The following is a 26,447-nucleotide window of genomic DNA, read 5'->3' as shown; positions in this document are numbered from 1 at the left end:
TTTCCCCGAACCGCTGAACGGTTCTCCACGGGGTCAGCCAGCCCAGGCTACTGAAGACTTTGTCCTGCTTAGGCTGCGGGCATCGCCCATCGCGACGGCGCCACTATACTTTTGAGTATCTGAGCATTTTGAAAGGCAGGATATGACCGCAACCGCCAGCCGAACCACCAACCGCAGGCCCGAGCTTCTGGCCCCCGCCGGAGGCCCGGAGCCCTTTGCCGCCGCGCTCGCCGCCGGGGCAGACGCCATCTACTGCGGCATGGGCAGCTTCAACGCCCGCCGCAAGGCCACCAACTTTACCGATAAGGCCTTTGAGCAGGCCTGCCGCGCCGCGCACCTGGCCGGCTCGCGCGTCTACGTCACGGTCAACATCGTCATCAAGCAGTCCGAGATGAGCGATGCACTGCAGCTCATCCACCGCTGCTCCACGCTGGGCGCCGACGCCTTCATTATCCAGGACTGGGGCCTGTTCTTTGAGGTCAAGCGCACCATGCCCGGCATCGAGACCCATATCTCGACCCAAGCGAACATCCACGATGACCGTGGAACCATCTGGTGCCGCGAGCAGGGCGCCGACCGCGTGACCCTCTCGCGCGAGCTTTCCATCGACGAGATCGCCGCCATCCACGACGCCGCGCCCGACGTTGACCTGGAGGTCTTTAGCCACGGCGCCATCTGCTTTTGCTACTCGGGCCTGTGCCTGCTCTCGAGCTTTGCCATGGCGGGGCGCTCGGCCAACCGCGGCATGTGCGCTCAGCCCTGCCGTCTGCCCTACGAGCTGATCGACGAGAACGGCCGCACGCTCTCCCCCGCCGGTCGCGAGCGCGCGCTATGCCCGCGCGACACCAACACTTCACAGCTTGTTCGCCGCCTGTATGACGCCGGCGCCGCATCGCTCAAGCTCGAGGGCCGTATGAAGGCGCCCGATTACGTGTACTCCATCGTCGATGTGTATCGTCATCAGATCGATGACATGCTGGCCGGGGCCGTCGTAGATAAGGACGAGGACGCCGCTCGCCAGCGCCAACTCAAGCGCTGCTTTAACCGCGACTTTACGCACGCCTATCAGGACGGCACCTCGGGCGACGAGATGATGAGTTACGAGCGCTCCAACAACCGCGGCCAGATTGTGGGCACGGTGCTGGGCAGCCGTCTGGCCAACCGCGACGTGCGCGGGCTCAAACCCGACGACCGTCGTCGCCGCGCCGCCATCGCCCGCATTGAGCTGTTTGAGCCCGTGGGCAAGGGCGACCTGTTGGAGCTTCGTCACGACGATGAGCTCGACCAATTCCTGACCACCATCGCTATCGATGATGCCGCCGCCGGCGACATCATCGAGTGCCGCGTGCCCCGTAGTATGCCCGAGGGCTGCCGCGTGCGTGTGATTCGCAGTCAGCGCGCCATTGACGCTGCCGGCGCTGCGCTCAAGCGCAACGTGCTACGCCGCCGCGCCGTAGACGTGTCCGTCGCGGCGCGTCTGGGCGAGCCGTTTACCGTCACGCTCACCTGCTGCGACGACCCCACGCTCACCGCCACCGCCACCGGCTTTACCGTCGAGGCCGCCAAGACCCGCGCCGTCGAGGCATCCGATCTGGTGGAGCATGTGGGCCGCATGGGTTCCTCGCCCTTTGAGGCCGCGAGCTTTGACGTGGCGCTCGATGAGGGCTGTGGCATGGGCTTCTCCGCTGTGCACAAGGTTCGCGCCGCCGCTTGCAAGGCGCTCGAGGAGGCCATTTTGGCGCCTTACGAGGAGCGCGCCCACACGCTCGAGCTGCCGGCGATTGTCACCAGTGATTCCCGCCCCGCGCCCGAGCACTACCGCGATGAGCCTCAGATCTGCGCCACCGTCACCTCGCTCGAGGCCGCCGAGGCAGCGCGCGCGGAGGGAGCCGCGCGCATCTACATGACCACCGACGCGCTCGATGCGGCCGAGCTCTCCCCCGCCGATGCGTTTGAGCAGGGTATTGTTCCCGTGCTCGATGAGGTCTGCCGCGCCGTCGACCACGCGCGCGTCGACCCGTGGGTCGTTGCCGGTGCCACGGTCGCTATTGGCAACATCTCTGAGCTTGCCCTGGCCGCCCAGGTTGGTGCCACGGCCGAGATTCGCTCTTGCCTGCCCGTGCACAACACGCCTTGCATGGAGGCACTCGCCGAGCGCGGAGCCGGGGCGTTTTGGCTCTCGCCCGAGATCACGCTCGACGAGATCATCTCGCTTGGTACCTCCGCGCCCGCGGCCCTGGGCATCACCGTTTTCGGCCGCCCGCGCGTTATGACGAGCGAGCACTGCATCCTGCAGGTGGCCAATGGCTGCATCCACGATTGCGCCCACTGCCGTCTGCGCGCCCGCAAGCTGTCGCTCAAGAATATCGACGGAAAGGTCATGCCGGTGCGTACCGACATCCACGGCCGCTCGCGCCTGTACGACGCCTACCCCATCGACCTCACACCGCAGGTTCCACAGCTGCTCGACGCCGGCGTGCGCCGTCTCATGGTCGACGGAACCCTGCTCGAGGCCGATGAGATTGGCCGCGCCGTCGCACGCGTCCGTCGCGCCGTCGAGGCCGCGCAGGCCGGCCGTAAGCCCGCCACCCGCCTGCGCGGCGCCACTTCGGGCTGCATGTTTGTGGGAATTAGCTAACCGAAAGGCTTACACGTGAACGAAGAACCTCAAGTCCTCTACTGCGACGCCTGGCTCATGGCCATCGATAAGCCCGCCGGCATGATCGTCCACGGCGACGGCACCGGCGAGCGCACGCTTACCGACTATGCCAGCGACCTTTTGCTGGCGATGGGCGACGGCTTTGCCGCGACCGACATGCAGCCGCTCAACCGCTTGGACCGCGACACCACCGGCGTGGTGCTGTTCTCGCTCGACAAGCAGACGCAGCCCGCCTTTGACCAGATGGTCATCGACCACGCCTTCGAAAAGCACTATCTGGCGCTCGCCGAGGGCAAGATCGACTGGAACGAAAAGCTCATCGACAAGCCCATCGCCCGCGACCGCCACGATAGCCGCAAGATGCGCGTCGGCACCAGCGGCAAGCCGTCGCAGACGCACGTCAAGGTGCTCAAGCGCCTTAAGAGCCGTCGAGGCCTGCCCACCCGTTCGTATATCGATGTTGAGCTGCTCACCGGCCGCAAACACCAGATCCGCGTGCACCTGGCAAGCGAGCATCATCCCCTGGTTGGCGACGACCTGTACGGAACGCCGCGCCCCTGTGGCCTCATGCTCCACGCCCACAGCGTATCCTTCACGCATCCCGTAACCGGCGAGCGCATCCACATCGAAGCCCCCTGCCCCTGGGAGCCCTAAAACCTGCCAAAAAGGGGACAGGTTTATTTTGGCAGGTTTTATCTGGGCAAACGTCAAGTCGCCACGATGGCTCAGCCGCGGCCCCAAAACATCTCGATCTGTAACAGTTGGAACCCGTTTTCCGGTCTATCTGTTACAGATCGAGACATTCAAATCCCCCTCAAGGGAAAATCTCGATCTGTAACAATAACTCGGCAAAATCGGTCCCAGATGTTACAGATTGAGACAAAGGGATGGCGCGGTTCGGAAGTATCTCATTCTGTAACATCTAACCCACTTTTAACGGTCCAGTTGTTACAGACTTAGACAAACCGGCGGACAACGAAAGCGGCAACGCCTGTGATGGACGTTGCCGCTTTTCTATTGAGAAAACTGCTCGGTTTTCGCTACTAACCACCACAATGGGGACAGGCACCTTTGTGATGGTTTTGGCCTTGTCCCGTCGCTAGACCGTGATGACGTTGTCCATTGCCCGATACTTGGCGGGCACCTCGCCCGCGGTAATAATCGTTGCGTCGCGAAAATCTGCGAACTTGACAGGCGCCACCATGCCAAATTTACTGGCGTCCGAGATTACAAAGCGCTTGGCCGTATGGCGCATCGAGATGCGCTTTACTTGCGCTTCCTCGATATCGGGCGCCGTGAAGCCCTGCTCGGCGGCAATGCCGTTAGAACCCCAAAAGCCACAGTTGAAGTTGTAGCGGTCTAAGGTTGCCAAGGCATCGGGGCCAACGAGTGCTTCGGTCTCGGGCTTGAGCTCCCCGCCTAGTACCACGGTACGCATGCCGCGCAAAGCGAGGTGCTGAGCATGGAGCACGGAATCGGTCACATAGGTGACATCTTCAAGGTGTGGAAGATGCTCGATGAGCTTGAGCGTCGTCGAGCCCGAGTCGATGTATACAAAGCTCTCGGGCTCCACCAGCGCCGCGGCACGGGCGCAGATACGCTCCTTATCGTCGTTATGGAGGTCGCTGCGCTCATTGAGCGTTAGGTCGCGCGTCACGTGCGCGCGCTCAAGACTCGTCGCTCCGCCGTGGACCTTGGCAATGCGGTGTGCTCGATCGAGCGTCTGCAGGTCGCGCCGAATGGTAGACGCCGTTACGCCCAGGGTATCGGCAAGTTCTTGCACGGTAACCGAGCCGGCCTGCTGCACCATCGACACGATCGCGTTGAGCCTATCCTCCGCAAGCATCGCTTACTCCTCCTCGGGGTACACGACTCCCCAGTCGGCGCGGAGCTTGGTCATAAGCTCCATAACATCAGAAGCGTAATCCAGAAGCGCGCGCTTCGAATCATCGCCGGCAACGGCCTTCTCCAGGTCGGCCATCTCGTAGCACAGGGCGTAAGCCTCGGTGCCGGTGTGGACCTCCTCACGATGACCGTCCGCAGTCCATACAATCGTTGCGTGATCGGCGCGGGGATACTCGTTGACCTCGATGTAGCACTTATCGAAGCTGATGACCGAGCGCTTGGGCTGCTTGGAGTGAAGTGTAAGGCTCACCACGCCCAGCTGCTGCTCGACATTACGGCAGACGATGCCGCCCGCAACGTCAACGCCGGTCTCACAGGTGTTACCGAGCGAAACGACCTCAACAGGCTGGCTTGCCATAAAGAGGCGCATGACGGACAGGGCATAGACGCCAATATCGAGCATGGCACCGCCAGCAAGGTTGCGATTGTAGAAACGGTTGGTCAGGTCGCCGTATTCCTTGTAGCTGCCAAAGTTGAGCTGAGCGAGGTTCATGCGGCCAAACTCGCCGGCATCCATGCGGCGGCGCAGCTCCCGATACAAGGGCATGTGGAGCACCGTGGTGGCGTCCATAAGGACCACGTTATGCTCGTCGGCAATGGCACGCGCTTCGTCGAGCTCGGCGGAGTTGAGGGTGATGGCCTTTTCGCAAAGCACGTGCTTGCCAGCTGCCAGAGCGGCGCGCAGGTAGGTGATATGCGTGTTATGCGGCGTGGTGATATAAACGGCGTCGATGTCGGGATCGGCGTAGAGGTCCTCAACCGTCTCGTACACCTTCTCGACGCCATACTGCTCGGCAAAAGCCTGGGCCTTGGAAAGCGTACGGTTGGCGACGCCCGCAAGCTTGCGGCCGGCAAGGGCGAGAGACTGGGCCATCTGGTTGGCGATAACGCCGCATCCGATCACGGCCCAACGAAGCTCGGGAGCCGTAAAGATGTCGTTAGGGAACGGCTGATCTTGGACCGAGGCAAACGCCGCCTTAGCGGCGGCTTCGGCGTCGAGCGGAGCCTGTTTGGAATCTGTCATCATGTGCCTCCTGAGTCATCGGAAGTTCTTCATTTCCAACAGCCTTATATTCGCACAAATTTGCGCGCATTTGCTTGTATTTGCGTGTTTATTTGTTTATCGGTTATTATTAAACCATAATTAGCAGATATTTGCGCGGCTATGCGCATTATCGCGCAAGACTCTGCGCGTAAATACGCATGCAACGATCGTTATGATGCATAAAAAGTTGGAATGCCAAAACCCCTAAACGCAAAGCAGGCTGTCTTACTCTGCCCCCTAGGGGCATCAGACATCAAAAGATCATCCCTAACTGTCGGCACATAGGAACTGTCCCAGGCTGCCGAAACCTGGGGGCGTTTCCCGTACGACGCTTTATGGCAAGACTGTCCCCATCAACTAGCCGTTTAAGAACGTCCCCAACGACTAGTCATTTATGTCTGTCACCAATGAGTATGGCCACTCATTTAAGTCTGTCCCCAATGAGTACCCGATGAGTAGCCACTCATTATAGTCTGTCCCCAATGAGTAGGGATAGAAAAAGGCCCGGGTGCCGTGGCATCCGGGCCTTTGCTAGCAACTTAGATGTTGCGGGCAGCTTAGAACTTGTGGCCGCACTTCTTGCAGACGCGCAGCTTGTTCTTGCCGTCCTTCTCGTGACCGACGCGGGTAACCTTACCGCACTCGGGGCAAACGAGATTGACGTTGGAGGCATCGATGGGAGCCTCCTGCGAAACGATGCCGCCCTGCTGGTTGGCAGCGTTGGGCTTGACGGCCTTCTTGACGACCGAAACGCCCTCGACAACGACCTTGTTCTCGGCGGGGAGAGCACGCAGGACAACGCCCTGCTTGCCGCGATCCTTACCAGAGAGAACCTGGACCTTATCGCCCTTCTTGATATACATATATCTCCCCTAACTACAGGGTCTCGGGAGCGAGCGAGACGATCTTCATGTACTTCTTGTCACGAAGCTCGCGAGCGACGGGCCCGAAGATACGGGTGCCGACGGGCGAACCATCGTTGTTGATGACAACGCAGGCGTTATCATCAAAGCGAATGTAGGAGCCATCCTTGCGGCGGATCTCCTTAACGGTGCGAACGACGACGCAACGGACAACGTCCTTCTTCTTGACGTTGGCGCCAGGGGTAGCCTCCTGGACAGCACCGATGAACACATCGCCGATGCCTGCATAACGACGCTTGGAACCGCCAAGCACCTTGATGCAGCGAATCTTGCGAGCGCCGGAGTTGTCGGCGACGTTCAGCATGGTTTGCATCTGAATCATGGTAGATGTTCCTCCGAACTAAGAACCGAAGAGAGGTGCGCAGCCTTTATGCGGCCCGTGGTATGCAAGCCAGGCATACGCACATCTTCGGAAACGTACAAGTCGTAAGAGCGACTGCTTATTTAGCGCGCTCGACGACCTCGATGAGGCGCCAACGCTTCATCTTGGACATAGGACGGGTCTCCATAACGCGGACGGTGTCGCCCACGCCAGCCGTGCACTCCTCGTCGTGAGCGTGCAGCTTCTTGGAGCTGGTCATCATCTTGCCGTACTTGGGGTGACGCTTGCGCTCGGTGATGGTGACAACGATGGTCTTGGCACCGGAGACGGAGGTAACGACACCCGTACGGACCTTACGCGAGTTACGCGAATCAGTCATATTCTCTCCTTAGGTCCTACTCGGCGACAGCGGACTTCTCCGCTGCGATCTCGCGGGCGCGCTGCTCCGTGAGGACGCGAGCGATGTCCTTCTTCACGGTGTTGACGCGAGCGGTGTTGTCCAGCTGGCTGGTGGCCATCTGGAAACGAAGGTTAAAGAGCTCGGCGCGCATTTCCTTCAGCTTCTCAACGAGCTGAGCGTCCGAGAGCTCACGAATCTCTGCGGGCTTCATTAGTTCTCCTCCTCGGCCGTCTCTGTAGCGGCAGGCTTAGCGACGATCTTGGTCTTGATGGGGAGCTTGTGCTGCGCCAGACGCAGAGCCTCGCGAGCGACCTCCTCGGGCACGCCCTTGACCTCGAACATGATGCGGCCGGGCTTGACGACGGCCACCCACTCCTCGGGGTTACCCTTACCAGAACCCATGCGAGTCTCGGCAGGCTTCTTAGTGATGGGCTTATCGGGGAAGATCGTGATGTAGACACGACCGCCACGCTTCATGTAGCGGGTCATGGCAATACGAGCGGCCTCGATCTGACGGTTGGTGATCCAATGGGCCTCGAGAGCCTGGATACCAAACTCGCCGAAATGCAGCTCGGTATTACCCTTGGCCTGGCCCTTCATGGAGCCACGCTGCACCTTGCGGTGAAGAATACGCTTAGGGGCAAGCACTACTGACCCCTCCTCTCGGAGTTACGACGACGAGGACGGGAAGAGCCCTCGAGTGCAGGGTTGGGAACAGGCTGGCCCGGGAGCTTCTCGCCCAGGTAGATCCAGACCTTCACGCCACAGGCACCCATGGTGGTGCTGGCGACAGCCGTGCCGTAGTCGATCTTGGCACGGAGGGTGTGCAGAGGCACGCGACCCTCACGGTACCACTCACGACGGCCCATCTCGGCACCGCCGAGACGACCGGAGCACTGGATACGGATGCCCTTGGCGCCGGCCTTGCGGGCGGACTGGACAGCCTTGCGCATAGCGCGACGGAAGGCAACGCGGCCCTCGAGCTGCTCAGCGATAGACTGAGCAACGAGGTTGGCGTCGAGCTCGGGGCGCTTGATCTCGACAACGTCGACGGAGAGCTGGCCCTTGGAGACGCCAGCGACCTTCTCGAGCTCGGTACGGAGGGTATCGATCTCGGCACCCTTCTTACCGATGACAACGCCGGGGCGAGCGGTGAAGATGATGACCTTCACCTTGTCGCCAGCGCGCTCGATCTCGACGCGGGAGACAGCTGCGCGGGAGAGACGCTTCTCGAGGTACTTGCGGATCTCGAGATCGTTACCGAGGGTCTTAGCGTAATCCTTCTCTGCGAACCAGCGGGAGCGCCAGTTCTCGGTGATGCCAAGACGGAAGCCGGTGGGGTAGACTTTCTGACCCATACAGCTTTACGCCTCCTTTCGAGGAGCAACGACGACGGTGATGTGGGAAGTACGCTTCAGAATGCGAGAAGCGGAACCCTTGGCGCGGGGACGGATGCGCTTAAGCGTCGGACCCTCGTCAACATAGGCAGCAGCGACAACCAGGTTGTCGGCACGCAGACCGTTGTTGTTCTCGGCGTTCGCAACGGCGGAGCGGAGAACCTTTTCGACATCCACGGCGACGGCGCGGTCGCAGAAGTGGAGGATGTCGAAGGCCTGAGCGACAGGCTTGCGGCGGATCAGATCGACCACCAGGCGGGCCTTGCTGGGGGAAACACGCACGTACTTAGCGACGGCGCGAACCTCGGTGGCCTCAGTTTCAATAGACTTAGTTGCCATTTACGGTTAACCCCCTATTTGGCCTTGTGGCCACGGAACGTACGAGTCGGCGCGAACTCGCCGAGCTTGTGACCAACCATGGACTCGGTAACATACACGGGCACATGCTTGCGGCCGTCGTGGACGGCGATGGTGTGACCAACCATCTCGGGGAAGATGGTGGACGCGCGGGACCAGGTCTTCACGACGTCCTTCTTGCCAGCCTCGTTCATCGCGGTGATACGCGAGAGAAGGCGAGTCTCCACGAACGGGCCCTTTTTGAGACTTCTGCTCATAAGTGCTTTCTCCTAAAACTCGGTATCCGAAATTACTTCTTACGGCGACGAATGATGTGCTGGTTCGAGACCTTCTTCTTCTTGCGCGTACGAAGGCCCTTCGTCGGCTTACCCCAGGGGGTAACGGAGGGACGACCAGAGGTGTGGTTCTTGCCCTCGCCACCGCCGTGCGGGTGGTCGACAGGGTTCATAACGGTACCGCGGACGGTCGGGCGCACGTTCATGTGACGCTTACGGCCGGCCTTGCCGATGACGATGTTGGCGTGATCAGCGTTGCCGACCTCACCGACGGTGGCGCGGCAGGTAACGAGGATGCGGCGCATCTCGGAGGAAGGCATACGGACGATGGCGTACTTGCCCTCCTTACCCATCAGCTGGCAGGAGTTACCGGCGGAACGGGCGATAGCGGCGCCCTTGCCCGGCTGGAACTCGACGGCGTGGATGAGCGTACCGACGGGGATGTCGGCGAGGGGCAGAGCGTTGCCCGGCTTGATGTCGGCGTCAGAACCGGACATGACGGTCTGACCGACCTCGAGGCCCTTGGGGGCCAGGATGTAGCGCTTCTCACCGTCAGCATAGTGCAGCAGAGCGATGCGAGCGGAACGGTTCGGATCGTACTCGATCGTGGCAACCTTGGCGGGCACGCCGTCCTTGTTGCGCTTGAAGTCGATCACGCGGTAACGACGCTTCACGCCGCCGCCCTGGTGGCGGGTGGTGATGCGGCCGTTGTTGTTACGACCGGCCTTCTTGGGCAGGGGCTCGAGAAGAGACTTCTCGGGCTTGGTGCAGGTGATCTCGGAGAAGTCGGAGATCGTCTGCCAACGCCTACCAGCGGAGGTCGGCTTAAGGTGCTTTACAGCCATTACAATCCCTTTCAATAGGTATCCGTTAGCCATCGCAGACAGGGATTCGAGGTTCTGCCTCGGGTGCGATGACACCGGACGTATACACGGTTCCGGGCGTGTCCATTTTATACGCCCAAAACCTTGAGCTCTCGCCTCCCCTATTTGGGAGGCATGAGCTCACTCAACAGCAGCGAGTCTTAGGCCTGGTTGCCAAAGACCTCGATGGTGTCGCCCTCGGCCAGCGTAACGATGGCCTTCTTCCAAGAACGGGTCTTGCCGGCGACATAGCGCACGCGCTTGGTCTTGGGCTTGACCGTCAGGGTGTTCACGCGAACGACCTTGACGCCGAAGATCTCCTCGACAGCGTCCTTGATCTGATACTTGTTAGCATCCTTGGCGACCTCGAACGTGTACTTGTTCTGCTCCATGCCGGAGAAGGAACGCTCGGACACGATCGGACGGATGATGATCTCGTGGGCGGTCATTTATGCAAGCACCTCCCCGAAGTGAGCGGCGATGTCGGCGGGCATCAGCACAGCGTTGTTGTTGACGAGATCATAGGTGTTGGCCTCGTCGGCAGTGATGATGAACGTCTTGGGAATGTTGCGGAACGACAGGTAGGCGTTGACGTCCTCATCGCGAACGATGATGGTCAGACGCTTGCCCTCAAGGCCAAGAGCCTTGAGCATGGCAACGGCAGCCTTGGTGGAAGGCTTCTCGAAGCCGTAGTCGTCGACGAGCACGAGCTCGCCATCGGCCAGCTTGGCGGATAGCGCAGAGCGCATAGCCAGCTTGACCTCCTTGTTGTTCATACGCTTAGCGTAGGAACGGGGCTTGGGGGCGAAGACAACGCCACCGTGACGCCACTGGGCAGCACGGATGGAACCCTGGCGGGCACGACCGGTGCCCTTCTGACGCCAAGGCTTCTTGCCGCCACCGGAAACCTCAGAGCGGCCCTTAGCGGACTGGGTGCCCTGACGCCAAGAGGCCATCTGGCACTTGACGATGTGGTGCATAACGTGGATGTTCGGCTCGATGCCGTACACCTCAGCGGCGAGCTCGGCCTCGGCGACCTTCTTGCCCTCGCTGTTCTTTACTTCAAACTTTGCCATTTAAGTGTTCTCCTTGGTATGACGCTGGGCTAAATGGGCTGGGCCCTTAGGCCATACGGATGGCGACGAGACCATTCTTGGCACCCGGGACAGCGCCCTTGACCAAGATGAGGTTCTGCTCGGCATCGATGCGGACAACGGAAAGGTTCTTGACGGTAACGCGCTCGTTACCCATGTGGCCGGCCATCTTGACGCCCTTGAGGACGCGCGCAGGATAGGCGCACTGACCGATAGAACCGGGGTGACGCTGGAAGTGAGAACCATGCGTCATAGGACCGCGGCGCTGACCCCAGCGCTTGATGCGACCCTGGAAGCCCTTACCCTTGGAGGTACCGATGACGTCGACCTTCTCGACATCAGCGAAATCAGCGACGGTGACGACCTCGCCGACCTTGTGCTCCTCGCCGTTCTCGACGCGGACCTCACGAAGGAAGCGGACAGGCTCGACGCCGGCCTTGGCGAAGTGACCAGCCATGGGCTTGTTCACGTTCTTGGCCTTGATGTCGCCGAAACCGATCTGGACGGCGTCATAGCCGTCGGTTGCCTGAGTTTTAACCTGCGAGACAGCGCAGGGGCCAGCCTGGATGACCGTGACGGGAACGACGTTGTCGTTCTCGTCCCAAACCTGGGTCATGCCAATCTTGCGGCCGAGAATCATGCTGATCAAGATATGATCCCAACTCTCGCGTGGTCTTGGGACAATGCGTACACCACCGAGCGTACGCCCCTAGAGGACCACTACTTACACGACGTGCTCCCCAGCCTTGTATTGCGTCCGGACTACCTGACAACCCTATTAAGCAGGCATTTTGTCCAGCCAGAATACTCCCCTGGTTTCACACAGCTGTTTAGTATACACGGCTGCGGGCGTATCCATCGAGATTCATATTTCACTCACATTGTTTACGCAGGTAAAGTGCGTAGCACGTTCCCAGTGTGCGGCGGAGGGGGCGGGCCTGAGACTTATTAAGGTTGCTGCTCTACAGTCCTGCTCACGACGGAGAGCACATTAAGTGCTCTCCTGTTCGTGCGGAACTCGCGACAACCTTAATAAGTCTCAGGCCCGCCCCCTCCGCCGCACACTGGGAACGCCACGTTGATGTCTGCTTAACTCTGCTCGCTCAGCTAATGACATTGTTGGGGATCCACAATTTGCTGCAAGGTGAACTTGCATTGGGGCGTATCGTCCTCTTCTCGCGCATCGTCGAAATCGACGATCATAATGGCGCAGTTGGGGAGTTTTGCTGGGAGCTCGAAGCCCTCTGGAGCTGCAGCCTTGATGAATTGGCGGCTGGCGCTGCCGTGGCTTACTGCTAGAAGGGTTTCGATGCCCTCGGCGCCCATGAGATTGGTGAGGGTGTCTACCATGCGTTCTTGCAGCGCGCGGCTTCCTTCTCCTCCGAAGGGGACCAAATCCTCGCCCGGATCCCAAACGTCGGTAGGCAATGCGTCGTGCGGGCCTTCCTCGAAGGTCCCATAGCCGCGCTCGATGATGCCTTCGCAGGGCTCGACAGTAGCATCCGGACCGAGGATCTCGCATGCGACGAGACTTGCCGTGTCCATAGCTCGGCCTAAAGGCGAAGAGACCACTTTGTCGGGGACGACGCCGTGGGCTTTGAGCCATTCGGCTGCCGCTTGGGCCTGTTGACAGCCCAAATCGGTAAGCGGTGAATCACAGCGACCCTGGACGAGCTTTTTTACGTTGAATTCCGTCTGGCCGTGGCGGAGCAGATACAGCCTCTTCATATTCTCCCCTTCTGTATAACGTGCTTTGCCGGCGCAGACCTACTCGTGGGTATGCCCTACGTAGTCATCGTCGATCGTAATCTTGGCAATCGACTTGGGAAATTCCGATTCGACCCTCTGGGCCAACGCGTGCTTGAGCTCATCGGACCCCATGCCCAAATCCGAGGGACGCACGCAGTCAAAGATCACGTTGGTGTGCGTAGGACCCGGCACACAGCGCAGGTCATGAATCGAAAGGCGGCTATCGATCTGTTGGGCCATGGCGTGAATGCGCAAACGCATGCTCGCCACCTTGGGGTCATCGGTCACGATGGGATCGTAGTGAAGCGTGACAATCATGTCGTCTTCGTCCCTAAATGCCTGTTCAATGTTATCGAGCGTGTCATGACTTTCCAGCGGGCTGGCCTCGGCCGCCATCTCGGCGTGAGCGCTTGCGAACTTCCTGCCCGGGCCGTAGTCGTGAACCATTAGGTCATGAACGCCCAAAACGCCAGGGTAGCTCATGATCTTGCCGCGAATATGTTCGACCAGCTTGGGATCGGGCGCCTGACCCAAAAGCGGGCTCACCGTATCCTGGATGAGTTCAAAACCGCTCCAGCCAATATAGGCGCCAACGGCAAGGCCGACCCAAGCATCAAGATTGATATGCGTCACCTGCGAAACAATTGCGCACGCTAACACGGCGCCTGTGGCAAGGACATCGTTCTTGGAATCTTGCGCGGTCGCATGCAGCGTCTCAGACTCAATACGGTCACCGAGCTTTTGGTTGAGAGCCGCCATCCACAGTTTAACAACCATCGAAAGCGCCAAGACTGCCACCAGGGCAAGCGAGAACTCGACGGGTTCGGGGTGGACGATGCGCTCAAACGAGGACTTCACCAGTTCGAGGCCGATGAGCAGCACGAGCGCCGCCACGACCAGACCCGAGAGATACTCGTAGCGGCCATGGCCGTAAGGGTGTTCGGGGTCTGCCGGCTTGCCCGCCAGCTTAAAGCCAAGCACGCTCACGATGTTTGAGCTAGCATCGGACAGGTTGTTCATGGCGTCCGCCACAATCGAAACCGATCCCGACAGCACGCCAATTGCACCCTTCGCAGCGCATAGCGCCACATTAGCGAGAATACACACCACGCCCGTCAACGTGCCCACGCGCGCACGGTCGCCCTGCGCACGACGAACGATCCACTCGACCATCAATATCTGCCCCCAACAGTTTTACTCATACACCCGTTTGTCGAATAGCTCAGTAGTGTAGACCCTTTACCCCATCGATACAAAAAAGGCCGCAACCCTTAGGGCTGCGGCCTTACAAATCGCACTATCGAGCAAAAAGCTTAGAGCTTGATGTCGATGTCGACGCCAGCGGGGAGGTCGAGACGCATGAGCGAATCAACGGTGCCCGAGGTGGGGTCGAGGATGTCGATGAGGCGCTTGTGGGTGCGCATCTCGAACTGCTCGCGGGAGTCCTTGTCCTTGTGCGGCGAGCGGATAACCGTGTACAGGTTGCGCTCGGTGGGCAGGGGGACAGGACCGGAAACGCGAGCGCCGGTCTTCTGAGCGGTCTCGACAATGAGCTTCGCGGACTGATCGACGACCTCGTGATCATAGCCCTTGAGGCGAATGCGGATCTTCTGGGTAGCCAACTTAAACCTCCAAAGAGTGCGAGAGATGTTCTCGCGGATTACGTAACAGGGAGCTCGAACTTAGGCGTTCTTGCTCATGACCTCGTCCACGATGGACTTGGGCGCAGGCTCATAAGAGTCGAACTGCATCGTGTAGGATGCACGGCCCTGGGTCTGGGAGCGAAGGTCGGTAGCGTAACCGAACATCTCGCCCAGCGGCACCTTGGCACGGATGAGCTTGGTGTTCTTGCGATCCTCCATGCCCTCGATCTTGCCGCGGCGACCGGAGAGGTTGCCCATAACGTCGCCCATGTACTGCTCGGGGGTCTCGACCTCGACAGCCATGATCGGCTCGAGCAGCTGCGGATCGGACTTCTTGAGGGCGTCCTTGATAGCCATGGAACCGGCGATCTTGAAGGCGGCCTCGGAGGAGTCGACCTCGTGGTAAGAACCGTCGAACAGGGTGACCTTAACGTCGAGGACCGGGAAGCCGGCGATAACACCGGTGTTCAGGGCCTCCTGGATGCCCTTGTCGATGGACGGGATGTACTCCTTGGGCACGACGCCGCCGACGATAGCGTTGACGAACTCGTAGCCGAAGCCCTCCTCCATCTTCTCGAGCTTGATGACGGCGTGGCCGTACTGACCGCGACCGCCGGACTGACGGACGAACTTGCCCTCAGCCCTCTCGACGTCGTGACCAGCGGTCTCGCGGTAGGCAACCTGGGGCTTACCGACGTTAGCGTCAACCTTGAACTCACGGAGCAGACGGTCAACGATGATCTCGAGGTGCAGCTCGCCCATGCCGGCGATGATGGTCTGGCCGGTCTCGTGGTTGGTGGACACCGTGAAGGTCGGGTCCTCCTCGGCGAGCTTGGTCAGAGCCAGGGACATCTTGTCCTGCTCGGCCTTGGTCTTGGGCTCGATGGCAACGTCGATAACGGGCTTAGCGAACTCGATCTTCTCGAGGACGATCTCCTTGCCCTCGGCGCACAGGGTGTCACCGGTGGTGGAGTTCTTGAAGCCAACGCAGGCGACGATGTCACCGGCGCAAGCGTCGTCACGGTCGATACGCTCGGCGGCGTTCATCTCGAGGATGCGGCCGAGGCGCTCGCGCTGACCGTTGGAGGCGTTGACCACGTAGGAGCCGGACTCGGCGCGACCGGAATAAACGCGGACGTAGGTGAGCTTACCGACGAACGGGTCGGTCATGATCTTGAAGACCAGGCCGGAGAAGGGCTCGTCGAAGGAGGGATGACGCACGATCTCCTCGCCGGTTTCCGGATCGGTACCGGTGACGGCCTCAACGTCGAGCGGGCTGGGCAGGTAGTCGACGACAGCGTCGAGCAGCTCCTGAACGCCCTTGTTCTTGTAGGCGGAGCCCACAAAGACGAGGTTGAGCTCGTTGGCCAGAACGCCCTTGCGCAGAGCAGCCTTGAGCTCCTCGACGGTGAAGTCCTCCTCCATGAGGATCTTCTCCATGAGCTCGTCGTCAAAGCTGGCAGCGGCGTCGAGGAGCTCCTCGCGCTTGGTGGCAGCGATGTCGGCGAACTCAGCCGGGATCTCATCCATCGGCTCGGGGTAGGTCATGCCCTTCTCGTCGGCCTTAAAGTCCCATGCAGTCATGGTGACCAGGTCGATGACGCCCCAGAAGTTGTCCTCGGCGCCCATCGGGACCTGAGCGGCCACGGCGTTAGCGTCGAGACGATCCTTCATGGTCTCGATAGCGTTGAAGAAGTCAGCGCCCACGCGGTCATACTTGTTGATGAAGGCGATGCGGGGAACGTTGAAGGTAGAGGCCTGACGCCAAACGGTCTCAGACTGGGGCTGGACGCCGGCAACGGCGTCGAAGACGGCGACAGCGCCATCGAGGACGCGCAGGCAGCGCTCGACCTCGGCGGTGAAGTCAACGTGGCCCGGGGTGTCGATGATCTGGATGCGGTAGTCCTTACCGTCCTTGTTCCAGAAGCACGTGGTAGCAGCGGAGGTAATGGTTACGCCGCGCTCCTGCTCCTGAACCATCCAGTCCATGGTGGCAGCGCCCTCATGGACCTCACCGATCTTGTGGGTCTTACCGGTGTAGTAAAGAATACGCTCGGTCGTGGTGGTCTTACCGGCATCGATGTGGGCCATGATGCCGATGTTACGGGTATCGGAAAGCTTGTGCTTAGCCTTAGCCATGTTAGTTCCTTACCTTAACTTACCAACGATAGTGAGAGAACGCGCGGTTGGCCTCGGCCATCTTGAAGACGTCCTCACGCTTCTTGACGGAAGCGCCCAGGCCGTTGGAAGCGTCCAGAATCTCGTTTGCGAGACGCTCAGCCATGGTCTTCTCCTTGCGAGCGCGGGAGAAGTTGACGATCCAGCGGATGCCCAGAGCGGTGGAACGACGGGAGTTGACCTCCATCGGGACCTGATAGGTAGCGCCACCGACACGCTTGGGCTTAACCTCGAGCGTGGGCTTGACGTTGTCCATAGCCTTCTTGAAGGTAGCGAGAGCGTCGCCACCCTCGGACTTCTCGGCAACGATCTCGAAAGCGGTGTAAACGATGCGCTCAGCGGTGGCCTTCTTGCCGTCAAGAAGGACCTTGTTGATGAGCTGAGTCACCAGGCGGTTGTTGTAAACGGCGTCAGGCTGAACCTCACGACGATTAGCTGCTGCACGACGCGGCATGTGAAATCTCCTTAAGTGTCTACCGTGCGGCGCTTAGGCGGCACACGGCGAAAGTATCAAAACGTTATCTGGCTTATTTGGCCTTGGGGCGCTTAGCACCGTACTTGGAACGGGCCTGCATACGGTTCTGGACCGGAGCAGCGTCGTAGGCGCCACGGATGACGTGATAACGGACACCAGGGAGGTCACGAACACGACCGCCGCGGACGAGCACGATGGAGTGCTCCTGCAGGTTGTGGCCCTCACCCGGAATGTAAGCAGTAACTTCGATGCCGTTGACGAGGCGAACACGGGCAACCTTACGAAGAGCCGAGTTCGGCTTCTTGGGGCTCGTGGTGAAGACGCGGGTGCACACGCCGCGCTTCTGGGAGTTGTGCTGCAGAGCAGCGTTCTTGGACTTCTTGGGCGCGGAACGACGGCCCTGGCGAACCAGCTGGTTAATAGTAGGCAAAGCGTACTCCTTCTCGAATGATTCCAGCTTTCTGTAAAGTGCAACGGCTTGAATCGAGGGGTCAGCATCCCCCTACGAAACACGCAGTTCGATAGGATACGTGCCGTTAGCTGTGTCGTCAACAGACCACGCCGCCGGGCGTATCCTAAAATAGCCACATTTCCGCAAAGCCTACACAAAAGGAATCCCCTCCTGTGCGCGAGGGCGGATTCCCGGTCCGGGCGGCCCCCGGGGTTAAGTTTGCTGCTCTACAGTCCTGCGCAAGACGGAAAGCACATTAAGTGCTTTCCTTTGCGTGCGGAACTCGCGACAAACTTAACCCCTATGCCGCCCGTCCCGGAAATCCTACGTACTCGTCGGGGCAACGTTCCTCGACAAAAAAGACCCGCTCCCCTGTTGGGAAGCGGGTCTTTGGAAGGGCGGTTAACGTACTGGGAAATTACTCCCCGTCGTTGTCCTTGGCCTCTTCGGCGTCGTCGGTGTCCACGAGCTGGTTGAGCAGCTCGTCGAGGGAAGCCATGTCCTCGTTGATGGCACCGTTGGCGGAAGCCTTCTTGTCGTCGATCGGGGCGCCCAGGAGCTCCTCGTCGGCATCGGCGTGATGCGTCGGAGCGGAGGTGCCCAGCAGGATGTCGTCCGGACCGTCGGGGCTAAAGACCATCTGCAGCAGCTGCGAGAGGTCTTCCTCGTCGGCAACGTCGTCGTTGTTCTCGAGGATGTAGAGCAGGTCGTGGGCCTCGAGGCCGTCACGGAGCTCCTCGATCGCCTTGGCACCGATGCCATCGATGCGCAGCAGATCCTCCTCGGACTTGCCAACCAGGTCGCCGACCGTCTCGATGCCGACCTCACTGAACTTGTTGGTCCAGCGCTGCGACACACCCAGGTCGTCGAACAGGTACAGGCGAGCCTTCTCGGCGGAGATGGTGTGGCCGTTGCGGGTGAATGAACCGTCAGCACCGCCAAACTCGTCGTAGCCGGCCCAGTCGAGCTGCTGAGGGAGCCGCTCGTCCAGGTCCTTGAGCTCCACGGGAGCCCACTCGGGCAGCGACTTGGCGTTGGGCGAAGCCGGACCATCGATGTCCACGTAGCCGTCGGCCGTGCGATACGTCAGCTTGGCGTTAGCGTACGGCTTGAGGCCGGTACCAGCCGGGATCTTCTTACCGACGATGACGTTGGACTTAAGGTCGAGCAGGTGGTCGACCTTGCCCTCAATAGCAGCCTCGGTAAGGACGCCGGCGGTACGGATGAACGAAGCGCTCGACAGCCAGGAGTCGATGTTGGACGCAACCTTGAGCGTACCCAAGATGACGGGCTCAGCCACGGGAGCCTGACCGCCCAGACGGGCAACGCGCTCGACCTCGTCAGCGAACTCGTAGCGGTCGACGTACTGACCAAGCAGGTACTTGGAGTCGCCGGGGTTGGTGATCTGAACGCGACGCAGCATCTGACGTGCGAGCACCTCGATGTGCTTGTCGTTCAGGTCGACGCCCTGGCTGGTGTAGACGTCCTTGACGCTCTCGACGAAGGTGTGCATCGTCGACTCGATGTCGGTCAGCTTGCGCAGGTTGCGGAAGTTGACGAAGCCCTTGGTGATCTGGTCGCCGGCGCGAACCTCGCAGCCGTCCTCGATCTCGGGCATAAAGCGCACCGAAGCGGGAACGCGACGCTCGTCGAGGACACGGGTGTGATCCTCGGAGTCGGTGAGCGTCAGCACGTACTCGGACTTCTCGGGCTTAATCGAGAGGTGGCCGGAGTACGGAGCCAGCTCGGCCTCGCGACCCAGGATCTTCTCGTTGACGTTGCCGACGATATCGAACATACGGCTGACCGTAGGCAGACCCTGCGTAATATCGTCGACGCCAGCGACGCCGCCGGAGTGAATGGTACGCATCGTAAGCTGCGTACCGGGCTCGCCGATGGACTGGGCGGCAATAATGCCGACTGCGGTACCGATGGCGACCGGACGACGGGTGGAAAGATCCCAGCCGTAGCACTTCTGGCACACGCCGTACTTGGAGCGGCAGGTGAGCAGCGCGCGAAGCTTGACCTTCTTAAGGCCCGCATCGACCATCTTCTGGATGTCGGCGACCTTCTCGATATAACCGTCCTGCTCAAAGAGCACGGTGCCATCGGGAGCCACGACGTCCTCGATGAAGCAACGGCCGACAAGATCGGTGTTGAGGTCGGTGGTGCCGGGGATGATGAGGTTGTAGGTGACGCCCTCGTGCGTACCGCAGTCCTCCTCGCGGACGATGACGTCCTGGGCCACGTCGACCAGACGACGGGTCAGGTAGCCAGAGTCCGAGGTGTGGGATGCGGTATCGACCAGGCCCTTACGGGCGCCGTAGGTCGAAATGAAGTACTCGAGCGGCAGCAGGCCCTCGCGGAAGTTCGCCTTAATGGGAAGGTCGATCGTCTCGCCGGACATGTCTGCCATCAGGCCACGCATGCCGCCGAGCTGACGCAGCTGGGTCTTAGAACCACGGGCGCCGGAGTCGGCCATCATGTACAGCGGGTTCTCCTCGTCGAACATGTCGAGCATGAGCGCTGCAACCTTGTCGGTACAAGCGGTCCACTCGTTAACGACTTCGATGTGGCGCTCCGTCTCGTTGATGAAGCCCTCCTCGAAGTACTCGTTGATCTGGTCGACGTTGGCCTGGGCGCGGTCGAGCAGCTCCTGCTTCTCGGCAGGGATGAGAGCGTCCCACACCGAGATGGTGAGGCCGGCGCGGGTAGCGTAGTGGAAGCCGGAGTACTTGATAGAGTCGAGGATCGGACCGACCTTGGCCTCGGGGTAACGATCGCAGCAGTCGGCAACCAGCTTGGCCACATCGCCCTTGACCATCTTGTAGTTCATGAACTCGTAGTCTTCAGGCAGGCACTGGCGGTTGAAGATGATGCGGCCGATAGACGTCTCGAAGCGTGCGGTCTTGTTACCGGTGACATCGTAGTCGACGAACTCGTTCTTGCCGTTCTTGACGCGGAAGATACGGGTACCGTCCTCGTTGATGACGTTGGCGTTCTCGGCGGACACGCGGACCTGAATCTTGGCCTGCATGTCGACCTCGGAGCGGCAGTCATAGGCGTGCAGCGCGTCGTCGAAGCTCGAGAACACGTGGTTCTCGCCCGGCAGACCGTCGCGGACCTGGGTCAGGTAGTACACACCAATGATCATGTCCTGCGAGGGGATGTTGACCGGCTTGCCGGATGCCGGCGAGCGCAGGTTGTTCGCAGAGAGCATGAGCACGCGGGCCTCGGCCTGAGCCTGGCTGGACAGCGGCACGTGGACAGACATCTGGTCGCCGTCGAAGTCGGCGTTGAAGGGCGCGCAGACCAGCGGGTGCAGGTGGATAGCCTTGCCCTCGACCAGCACCGGCTCAAAGGCCTGGATGGACAGACGGTGCAGGGTCGGTGCACGGTTGAGCAGCACGACACGACCGTCGATGACCTCTTCGAGGATGTCCCACACAAAGGTGGCACCGCGGTCGATAGCGCGCTTGGCGCCCTTGATGTTCTCGACCTTGCCAAGCTCGACCAGGCGCTTCATGACGAAGGGCTTGAAGAGCTCCAGCGCCATGGTCTTGGGCAGACCGCACTGGTGCAGCAGCAGCTTGGGGTCGGTAACGATTACCGAACGGCCGGAGTAGTCGACACGCTTGCCCAGCAAGTTCTGGCGGAAACGACCCTGCTTGCCCTTGAGGGCCTCGGCGAGCGACTTGAGCGGGCGACCACCACGGCCAGAGACCGGGCGCCCACGGCGGCCGTTGTCGAACAGGGCGTCCACGGACTCCTGGAGCATGCGCTTCTCGTTGTTCACGATGATCGCAGGGGCGTCCAGGTCGAGCAGGCGCTTGAGTCGGTTGTTACGGTTGATCACGCGACGATACAGGTCGTTGAGGTCGGACGCGGCGAAGCGGCCGCCGTCGAGCTGGACCATCGGGCGCAGATCGGGCGGAATGACCGGGATGACATCCAGAATCATGTTCGCGGGGCTGTTGCCGCCCTTCAGGAAGGCGTCAACGACCTCGAGGCGCTTGACGGCCTTCTCGCGCTTCTGCTTCTGGGAGTCCTCGTCGGCGATGATGGCCTTGAGCTTCTCGGCCTCGGAGGGGAGGTCGATGGCAGCGAGCAGGTCGCGGACGGCCTCGGCACCCATGCCACCCTTGAAGTACATGGAGTAGTAACGGGTCATCTCGCGGAACAGCGGCTCATCGGAGATGAGGTCGCGCTCGGTGAGCTTCATGAAGGCGTTGAAGGCGTCCGTGCGGAGCTGCTTCTCGTCCTTGCACTCTTCCTCGATGTCGACGATGCCGGAGGCGATCTCCTCGGGGGTCAGCGGCTCCTCGTCGGAGAACTCGTCAAAGTTCTCGGGGTTGCCCTGCTCCTTGAGGGACTCGATCTGGCGGGCGCACTCGGCATCGATCTCTTCCAGATCGGCGGCGAGCTCCTCGCGCAGGTCGTCAGCGTCGGCCTCGCGAGCCTCGTAGTCGACCTCGGTGATGATGTAGCTGGCAAAGTACAGAACCTTCTCGAGGTCCTTGGACTTGATGTCGAGCATACGGCTCATCGGGAAGCTCGTGGGGCTCTTGAAGTACCAGATGTGGGACACGGGAGCGGCGAGCTCGATATGGCCCATGCGGTCGCGACGCACCTTGGCCGAGGTGACCTCGACGCCGCAGCGCTCGCAGACGATGCCCTTAAAGCGGATGCCCTTGTACTTGCCGCAGGAGCACTCCCAGTCCTTGGCGGGACCGAAGATCTTCTCGCAGAACAGGCCGTCCTTCTCGGGCTTGAGGGTACGGTAATTGATGGTCTCCGGCTTCTTGACCTCACCGTGCGACCAGGAACGGATCTGGTCGGCGGAGGCAAGGGAGATCTTTACCGAGTCAAATTCAGTAGCTTCGAAATCTGCCACAGTCAACTACTCCTTATCAGTGGTCGTGGCGGCGACAGCCTCGGGTGCCTCGGCGGTCTCGGCATCCTGGGCCTCGACGTCGGCGTCAACGCCGGCGAGCGCAGCCAGGTCATCGAGGGCAGAGGTCTCCTCGGCGGTCACGGGGGCGGAGGCGTCCTCGTCGGCATCGTGCATTGGCTCGATGTCCAGTGCGAGGGAACGGATCTCCTTGACGAGAACCTTGAAGGACTCGGGGATACCCGGAACCGGGACGTTCTCGCCCTTGACGATGGACTCGTAGGTCTTGACGCGGCCCACGGTATCGTCGGACTTGACGGTCAGGATCTCCTGCAGGACGTTGGAAGCACCGTATGCGTACAGTGCCCAAACTTCCATCTCGCCGAAGCGCTGGCCGCCGAACTGGGCCTTGCCGCCCAGCGGCTGCTGGGTAACCAAGCTGTAAGGGCCAGTCGAACGGGCGTGGATCTTGTCGTCGACCATGTGACCGAGCTTGAGGATGTAGGACGTACCCACGGTAATGGGCTCGCGGAACTCCTCGCCGGTGCGGCCGTCAAACAGGCGGGTCTTTCCGCGCTCGTCAAGCTGGGTGACAAACTCGGGGCGCATGTGATCGCCAAAGGCAGCGGTGGCCTTGTTGAGCATATTCTTGTTGGCACGACGGATGACCTCGGCGATCTCGTCCTCCTTGGCGCCGTCGAAGACGGGCGTCGCGGTAAAGAACGGACCGGGGACGTACTTGTCGGAATCGGCATCCTCGGTATCCCAACCGCAGGCAGCAGCCCAGCCAAGGTGGCACTCGAGCAGCTGGCCGACGTTCATACGCGAAGGAACGCCCAGCGGGTTGAGGATAACGTCGATCGGGGTACCGTCAGCCATGTAGGGCATGTCCTCGACCGGCAGAACGTTACAGATAACACCCTTGTTGCCGTGGCGGCCGGCAATCTTATCGCCCTGCTGGATCTTACGACGCTGGGCGACGTAGACGCGCACCTGCTCGTTGACGCCGGGGGCCAGGTCGTCGCCGTTCTCGCGGCTAAAGCGGACGACGTCGATGACGCGGCCGTAAGCGCCGTGAGGCATCTTAAGGGAAGTGTCGCGAACGTCGTGAGCCTTGGCACCGAAGATGGCGCGCAGCAGGCGCTCCTCGGCAGTCAGAGCGCTCTCGCCCTTAGGGGTAACCTTGCCGACCAGGATGTCGCCGGGGCCGACCTCAGCGCCGATGCGGATGATGCCGTCCTCATCGAGGTTGGCAAGCATGTCCTCGGAGAGGTTCGGGATCTCGCGAGTGATCTCCTCGGGGCCGAGCTTGGTATCGCGGGCGTCGATCTCGTGACGGGTGATGTTGATGGTCGTCAGCAGGTCCTCGGCCACCAGGCGCTCGGACACGACGATACCGTCCTCGTAGTTGAAGCCTTCCCACGGCATGTAGGCCACGGTGAGGTTCTGGCCCAGTGCGAGCTCGCCGTGATCGGTCGAAGGACCGTCGGCCAGAGGCTCACCCTGCTCAACGGTGTCGCCGACGCGCACGAGCGGGCGGTGGTTGATGCAGGTGGACTGGTTGGAGCGCTGGTACTTGGCCAGGTGATACTCGTCCATGCCGCCGGCATGCTTGACGATAATCTTGGAGGCATCGGCAAAGATGACCTCGCCGGCGTTCTTGGCCAGGGTGACCTCGCCAGAGTCCAGGGCGGCGCGACGCTCCATGCCGGTACCGACATAGGGAGCGGCGGGGTGAACCAGCGGCACAGCCTGACGCTGCATGTTGGCGCCCATGAGCGTACGCTTAGCGTCGTCGTGCTCGAGGAACGGGATCAGCGTGGCTGCGACGGAGAGCATCTGGCGCGGCGAGACGTCCATGTAGTCGACGTCCTCGACGGGCACGTCGGCGGGAGCGCCGAAGGAGCCGTCGAAGTCGCGGGTACGGGCGATCACGGAATGCGGACGGACGATCTTGCCCTCGGCATCGGTCGTGATAAACTCGTTGGTCTTGGGATCGAGCGGCGTGTTGGCCGGCGCGATAACGTGCTTCTCCTCCTCGTCAGCGGTCATCCAGTCGATCTGGTCGGTGGCAACGCCGTTCTCGACGCGGCGGAACGGGGCCTCGATGAAGCCATACTCGTTGACGCGGGCGTAGAGGGCAAGCGAGCCGATCAGGCCGATGTTGGGGCCTTCGGGGGTCTCGATCGGGCACATGCGGCTGTAGTGCGAATTGTGAACGTCGCGGACGGCCGTCGGCACGTTGGTGCGGCGGCTGGAGCCCGACTTGTGGCCGGCAAGACCGCCAGGGCCGAGTGCGGACAGACGGCGCTTGTGGGTCAGACCGGTCAGGGGGTTCGCCTGGTCCATGAACTGCGAGAGCTGCGAGGAACCGAAGAACTCCTTGATGGAGGCCACGATCGGGCGGATGTTGATGAGCGACTGCGGGGTAATCTCGTCGATGTCCTGGGAGCTCATGCGCTCACGGACGACACGCTCCATACGGCTCATGCCGATACGGAACTGGTTGGCGACGAGCTCGCCGACGGTGCGGATACGGCGGTTGCCAAAGTGGTCGATGTCGTCAACCTTGAAGCCCTGCTCGCCGGCAGCGAGGGACAGAAGGTAGCGCAGCGTAGCGACGATATCCTCGTCGGTGAGCACCGTGACCTCTTCCTCGGTGGTGAGGTTGAGCTTCTTGTTGACCTTGTAGCGACCGACGCGGGCCAGGTCGTAGCGCTGCGGGTTAAAGAGCAGGCCCTCGAGCAGGCTGCGGGAAGCATCCACGGTGGGAGGCTCGCCCGGGCGCAGGCGACGGTAGATCTCGATAAGAGCATCCTCGCGGGTAAGGGCGGTATCGCGCTCGAGGGTGCGCTTGATCACATCGGAGTTGCCGAGCAGCTCGATGATGTCGTCGTTGGTGACGGCGATACCAAGGGCGCGCAGGAACATCGTGGCGCTCTGCTTGCGCTTACGGTCGATGGAGACCATGAGCTGGTCGCGCTTGTCGACCTCAAACTCAAGCCAGGCACCGCGGGACGGGATGATCTGAGCCTTGTAGATCTGCTTGCCCGAATCCATCTCGGAGCTGAAGTACACGCCCGGGGAACGGACGAGCTGCGAGACGACGATACGCTCGGTACCGTTGATGATGAAGGTGCCCTGATCGGTCATCATGGGGAAGTCGCCCATAAAGACGAGCTGCTCCTTGATCTCGCCAGTCTCCTTGTTGGTGAGACGGACGTCGGTCAAAAGCGGAGCCTGATAGGTCATATCCTTCTCGCGGCACTCCTCGACGGTGTGCGCGGGGTCGCCAAACTGATGCTCGCCGAAGGTAACCTCGAGAACATGGTTCTGGCTCTGGATGGGGCTGGATTCCTTAAACGCCTCACGAAGGCCCTCGTCCTTAAAACGCTCAAAGGATTCCCTTTGAACAGAGATAAGGTTGGGGAGCTCCATGGCCTCCGGGATTTTCCCGAAGCTGACGCGCTTGCGCTCAGTGGCAGTGTATGCGTAGGTCACCAGGTTTTTCCTCCTTCACGGAAATGCTCGGTGGGTTGGCGAGGCATAGCTTCGCCAGTTATCGCAACCTAATAGTTTATCAGGTACCGACCGTTGGGCAAGAAAAGCCTTGACGCGATTGAGTTTTTGGAGTAGCAAAGTTTTTCGACAGAAAATGCGCAGGTAGATGTGCGTATATCGAACATACGTTCATATATTTTCTGTGAACAGAGTTACTGATGCGCGTCGCCGAATGGCGGAATGGCGGCGAAGGCTGATCGGGCGGAAACTGTGTCCCGTTTTGAGGCCTCAAACTGGGTCGTAGTTTCCGATTGAGCCC

At 60.8% G+C, this 26,447-nt stretch carries 24 protein-coding genes; 2 read left to right on the top strand and 22 right to left on the bottom strand.

The genetic code is table 11. The annotated features are described in order from the left end of the window. The first annotated feature begins 142 nt into the window (after positions 1-142). Positions 143-2,638, top strand: a complete 2,496-nt coding sequence (locus ACTQ05_RS03135; RefSeq protein WP_441537911.1) for a DUF3656 domain-containing U32 family peptidase — start codon at positions 143-145, stop codon at positions 2,636-2,638. 15 nt (positions 2,639-2,653) lie between these two features. Further along, entirely contained in the window at positions 2,654-3,313 is a 660-nt protein-coding gene (locus ACTQ05_RS03130) for an RluA family pseudouridine synthase (RefSeq protein WP_441537910.1), read from the top strand. Positions 3,314-3,758: 445 nt separating this feature from the next. Here the strand turns inward: ACTQ05_RS03130 and ACTQ05_RS03125 are convergent, their stop codons facing one another. The 22 genes from ACTQ05_RS03125 to rpoB all read right to left on the bottom strand — a co-directional run bounded on the left by ACTQ05_RS03125 (position 3,759) and on the right by rpoB (position 26,065). Continuing rightward, a complete protein-coding gene (locus ACTQ05_RS03125) occupies positions 3,759-4,505 on the bottom strand; it encodes a DeoR/GlpR family DNA-binding transcription regulator (protein ID WP_427717633.1) in 747 nt (248 codons plus the stop codon). A gap of 3 nt (positions 4,506-4,508) precedes the next feature. Next, on the bottom strand, positions 4,509-5,588 hold the full coding sequence (locus ACTQ05_RS03120) for a Gfo/Idh/MocA family protein (protein ID WP_441537909.1): 1,080 nt from the start codon (positions 5,586-5,588) through the stop codon (positions 4,509-4,511). 578 nt (positions 5,589-6,166) lie between these two features. Beyond that, on the bottom strand, positions 6,167-6,472 hold the full coding sequence (gene rplX / locus ACTQ05_RS03115) for a 50S ribosomal protein L24 (RefSeq protein WP_006235043.1): 306 nt from the start codon (positions 6,470-6,472) through the stop codon (positions 6,167-6,169). A 13-nt stretch (positions 6,473-6,485) separates the two neighbouring features. After that, positions 6,486-6,854 (bottom strand): 50S ribosomal protein L14, encoded by a 369-nt coding sequence (gene rplN / locus ACTQ05_RS03110; RefSeq protein WP_117734331.1) that lies wholly within the window; start codon positions 6,852-6,854, stop codon positions 6,486-6,488. A gap of 118 nt (positions 6,855-6,972) precedes the next feature. Continuing rightward, positions 6,973-7,233: a 30S ribosomal protein S17 gene (gene rpsQ, locus ACTQ05_RS03105; protein WP_006235040.1), complete on the bottom strand. Its 261-nt coding sequence runs from the start codon at positions 7,231-7,233 to the stop codon at positions 6,973-6,975. A gap of 16 nt (positions 7,234-7,249) precedes the next feature. Then, positions 7,250-7,465 (bottom strand): 50S ribosomal protein L29, encoded by a 216-nt coding sequence (gene rpmC / locus ACTQ05_RS03100; protein WP_006235039.1) that lies wholly within the window; start codon positions 7,463-7,465, stop codon positions 7,250-7,252. Continuing rightward, the gene (rplP, locus tag ACTQ05_RS03095; protein ID WP_370450531.1) at positions 7,465-7,902 is read right to left on the bottom strand and encodes a 50S ribosomal protein L16; all 438 of its coding nucleotides are present in this window, start codon (positions 7,900-7,902) and stop codon (positions 7,465-7,467) included. Before rplP ends, rpmC begins: the two co-directional genes overlap by 1 nt. Continuing rightward, positions 7,902-8,612, bottom strand: coding sequence for a 30S ribosomal protein S3 (gene rpsC / locus ACTQ05_RS03090; RefSeq protein WP_154514689.1), 711 nt, complete (start codon positions 8,610-8,612; stop codon positions 7,902-7,904). The genes rplP and rpsC overlap by 1 nt, the downstream gene beginning before the upstream one ends. A 6-nt stretch (positions 8,613-8,618) precedes the next feature. Then, entirely contained in the window at positions 8,619-8,990 is a 372-nt protein-coding gene (rplV, locus tag ACTQ05_RS03085; RefSeq protein ID WP_006235036.1) for a 50S ribosomal protein L22, read from the bottom strand. A gap of 14 nt (positions 8,991-9,004) precedes the next feature. Next, positions 9,005-9,265, bottom strand: a complete 261-nt coding sequence (rpsS, locus tag ACTQ05_RS03080; protein ID WP_006235035.1) for a 30S ribosomal protein S19 — start codon at positions 9,263-9,265, stop codon at positions 9,005-9,007. A 32-nt stretch (positions 9,266-9,297) separates the two neighbouring features. After that, entirely contained in the window at positions 9,298-10,128 is an 831-nt protein-coding gene (gene rplB, locus ACTQ05_RS03075; RefSeq protein WP_117583062.1) for a 50S ribosomal protein L2, read from the bottom strand. Positions 10,129-10,307: 179 nt separating this feature from the next. Beyond that, positions 10,308-10,595 carry a 50S ribosomal protein L23 gene (gene rplW / locus ACTQ05_RS03070; protein ID WP_006235033.1) on the bottom strand — a complete coding sequence of 96 codons (288 nt, stop codon included), beginning with the start codon at positions 10,593-10,595 and terminating at the stop codon, positions 10,308-10,310. After that, entirely contained in the window at positions 10,596-11,222 is a 627-nt protein-coding gene (rplD, locus tag ACTQ05_RS03065) for a 50S ribosomal protein L4 (protein ID WP_006235032.1), read from the bottom strand. A 46-nt stretch (positions 11,223-11,268) separates the two neighbouring features. After that, the gene (gene rplC, locus ACTQ05_RS03060; RefSeq protein ID WP_089572481.1) at positions 11,269-11,889 is read right to left on the bottom strand and encodes a 50S ribosomal protein L3; all 621 of its coding nucleotides are present in this window, start codon (positions 11,887-11,889) and stop codon (positions 11,269-11,271) included. Between the two features lie 458 nt (positions 11,890-12,347). Beyond that, the gene (locus ACTQ05_RS03055; RefSeq protein ID WP_441537908.1) at positions 12,348-12,968 is read right to left on the bottom strand and encodes a histidine phosphatase family protein; all 621 of its coding nucleotides are present in this window, start codon (positions 12,966-12,968) and stop codon (positions 12,348-12,350) included. A 39-nt stretch (positions 12,969-13,007) separates the two neighbouring features. Continuing rightward, a complete protein-coding gene (locus ACTQ05_RS03050) occupies positions 13,008-14,162 on the bottom strand; it encodes a cation diffusion facilitator family transporter (RefSeq protein ID WP_441537907.1) in 1,155 nt (384 codons plus the stop codon). 140 nt (positions 14,163-14,302) lie between these two features. Next, positions 14,303-14,611 carry a 30S ribosomal protein S10 gene (gene rpsJ, locus ACTQ05_RS03045; RefSeq protein ID WP_427717612.1) on the bottom strand — a complete coding sequence of 103 codons (309 nt, stop codon included), beginning with the start codon at positions 14,609-14,611 and terminating at the stop codon, positions 14,303-14,305. 60 nt (positions 14,612-14,671) lie between these two features. Beyond that, positions 14,672-16,771 carry an elongation factor G gene (fusA, locus tag ACTQ05_RS03040; protein ID WP_154514697.1) on the bottom strand — a complete coding sequence of 700 codons (2,100 nt, stop codon included), beginning with the start codon at positions 16,769-16,771 and terminating at the stop codon, positions 14,672-14,674. A gap of 19 nt (positions 16,772-16,790) precedes the next feature. Next, a complete protein-coding gene (gene rpsG, locus ACTQ05_RS03035) occupies positions 16,791-17,264 on the bottom strand; it encodes a 30S ribosomal protein S7 (RefSeq protein ID WP_006235013.1) in 474 nt (157 codons plus the stop codon). A gap of 73 nt (positions 17,265-17,337) precedes the next feature. Further along, a complete protein-coding gene (rpsL, locus tag ACTQ05_RS03030; protein ID WP_154514699.1) occupies positions 17,338-17,715 on the bottom strand; it encodes a 30S ribosomal protein S12 in 378 nt (125 codons plus the stop codon). Positions 17,716-18,154: 439 nt separating this feature from the next. Next, a complete protein-coding gene (locus ACTQ05_RS03025) occupies positions 18,155-22,630 on the bottom strand; it encodes a DNA-directed RNA polymerase subunit beta' (protein WP_370450532.1) in 4,476 nt (1,491 codons plus the stop codon). 6 nt (positions 22,631-22,636) lie between these two features. After that, complete coding sequence (rpoB, locus tag ACTQ05_RS03020) at positions 22,637-26,065, bottom strand: DNA-directed RNA polymerase subunit beta (protein ID WP_427796029.1); 3,429 nt, start codon at positions 26,063-26,065, stop codon at positions 22,637-22,639. Positions 26,066-26,447 lie beyond the last annotated feature (382 nt).

Origin of the sequence: Collinsella sp. LCP21S3_A9, assembly GCF_052118785.1 — a bacterium.
Taxonomy (GTDB): Bacteria; Actinomycetota; Coriobacteriia; order Coriobacteriales; family Coriobacteriaceae; genus Collinsella.
This window is presented reverse-complemented; position numbering and strand designations above follow the sequence as displayed.

What these genes read in the sequence shown, in the direction of transcription:
- ACTQ05_RS03135 (WP_441537911.1), top strand. Translation starts at nt 143, where the DNA reads ATGACCGCAACCGCCAGCCGAACCACCAACCGCAGGCCCGAGCTTCTG.
- ACTQ05_RS03125 (WP_427717633.1), bottom strand. Translation starts at nt 4,505, where the DNA reads ATGCTTGCGGAGGATAGGCTCAACGCGATCGTGTCGATGGTGCAGCAG.
- ACTQ05_RS03120 (WP_441537909.1), bottom strand. Translation starts at nt 5,588, where the DNA reads ATGACAGATTCCAAACAGGCTCCGCTCGACGCCGAAGCCGCCGCTAAG.
- rplX (WP_006235043.1), bottom strand. Translation starts at nt 6,472, where the DNA reads ATGTATATCAAGAAGGGCGATAAGGTCCAGGTTCTCTCTGGTAAGGAT.
- rplN (WP_117734331.1), bottom strand. Translation starts at nt 6,854, where the DNA reads ATGATTCAGATGCAAACCATGCTGAACGTCGCCGACAACTCCGGCGCT.
- rpsQ (WP_006235040.1), bottom strand. Translation starts at nt 7,233, where the DNA reads ATGACTGATTCGCGTAACTCGCGTAAGGTCCGTACGGGTGTCGTTACC.
- rpmC (WP_006235039.1), bottom strand. Translation starts at nt 7,465, where the DNA reads ATGAAGCCCGCAGAGATTCGTGAGCTCTCGGACGCTCAGCTCGTTGAG.
- rpsC (WP_154514689.1), bottom strand. Translation starts at nt 8,612, where the DNA reads ATGGGTCAGAAAGTCTACCCCACCGGCTTCCGTCTTGGCATCACCGAG.
- rplV (WP_006235036.1), bottom strand. Translation starts at nt 8,990, where the DNA reads ATGGCAACTAAGTCTATTGAAACTGAGGCCACCGAGGTTCGCGCCGTC.
- rpsS (WP_006235035.1), bottom strand. Translation starts at nt 9,265, where the DNA reads ATGAGCAGAAGTCTCAAAAAGGGCCCGTTCGTGGAGACTCGCCTTCTC.
- rplB (WP_117583062.1), bottom strand. Translation starts at nt 10,128, where the DNA reads ATGGCTGTAAAGCACCTTAAGCCGACCTCCGCTGGTAGGCGTTGGCAG.
- rplW (WP_006235033.1), bottom strand. Translation starts at nt 10,595, where the DNA reads ATGACCGCCCACGAGATCATCATCCGTCCGATCGTGTCCGAGCGTTCC.
- rplD (WP_006235032.1), bottom strand. Translation starts at nt 11,222, where the DNA reads ATGGCAAAGTTTGAAGTAAAGAACAGCGAGGGCAAGAAGGTCGCCGAG.
- ACTQ05_RS03055 (WP_441537908.1), bottom strand. Translation starts at nt 12,968, where the DNA reads ATGAAGAGGCTGTATCTGCTCCGCCACGGCCAGACGGAATTCAACGTA.
- ACTQ05_RS03050 (WP_441537907.1), bottom strand. Translation starts at nt 14,162, where the DNA reads ATGGTCGAGTGGATCGTTCGTCGTGCGCAGGGCGACCGTGCGCGCGTG.
- fusA (WP_154514697.1), bottom strand. Translation starts at nt 16,771, where the DNA reads ATGGCTAAGGCTAAGCACAAGCTTTCCGATACCCGTAACATCGGCATC.
- rpsG (WP_006235013.1), bottom strand. Translation starts at nt 17,264, where the DNA reads ATGCCGCGTCGTGCAGCAGCTAATCGTCGTGAGGTTCAGCCTGACGCC.
- rpoB (WP_427796029.1), bottom strand. Translation starts at nt 26,065, where the DNA reads ATGGAGCTCCCCAACCTTATCTCTGTTCAAAGGGAATCCTTTGAGCGT.